General features: G+C 65.4%; 1 protein-coding gene. It reads right to left on the bottom strand.

From position 1 onward, the window contains the following. Nucleotides 1–23: 23 nt before the first annotated feature. Nucleotides 24–518, bottom strand: a complete 495-nt coding sequence (locus F0U47_RS20275) for a hypothetical protein (RefSeq protein ID WP_149752313.1) — start codon at nucleotides 516–518, stop codon at nucleotides 24–26. Between the last annotated feature and the right edge of the window lie 188 nt (nucleotides 519–706).

Raw genomic sequence — 706 nt, 5'->3', positions numbered from 1 at the left:
TGCCGATTAGCGGTCGGTCGGCTCTAGGTGACCGTGACCTCGACCAGGTCCCAGTTCCGTGGGCTGGCACCGACCAGGGCTTCGCCCAGTGCCCGCCGAAAGAGCACATGGCGGAATGACATCAAGCCGTCGCCGAAGCACTCTGGTGAGGCGACGACATCGGAGGTCGTTGACGGCAACGCGCTCGCGACGATCGGAACAGCGTTCTCGCCCACTGGGAGCCACTTCCAGCGGTCACACCGCTGGCAGGCCGACCCCGTCTGAGTGCCGGAGTGCTGACGGTGCTGACTGAGTACGGCCGCGGCCAGTTCCTCCGCCCGATGCCATGGCTGAGTCGTCAGCACGGGGCGTATCTGCTTCACGCCGGTCGGGCCCGTGCGAGGTTTGTGGACCTCGCCCAGGTCTACGGCGAATCGGTCCTCGATGCTGTCGGCCACCGCTGCCGACACGCAGACCACGTCAAAGAGCCAGTTCGGCATCCACACATCGGCGCTCGGGAACTTGCTGCCCTGAATCACAAGAGGACCGGATTGCTCGACCAACGGGGTGCCGCAACCGCGACACCATCCGTCATCGCCATACATCGGCCCGAGGCCGTATGACTCCTCAGGCCACGGCCAACCCGGAGTGAAACGCGGGGAAAGTGCGACCCAATCGGCCGACGACTCTTGCACTGGGCAAGTATCGCGGTGCGGCCCTAGAACCG

It is taken from the genome of Nocardioides antri, assembly GCF_008373765.1.
GTDB classification, from domain to species: domain Bacteria; phylum Actinomycetota; class Actinomycetes; order Propionibacteriales; family Nocardioidaceae; genus Nocardioides; species Nocardioides antri.
The sequence above is the reverse complement of the archived record's forward strand: the minus strand, read 5'-3'. Positions and strand labels throughout refer to the sequence as shown.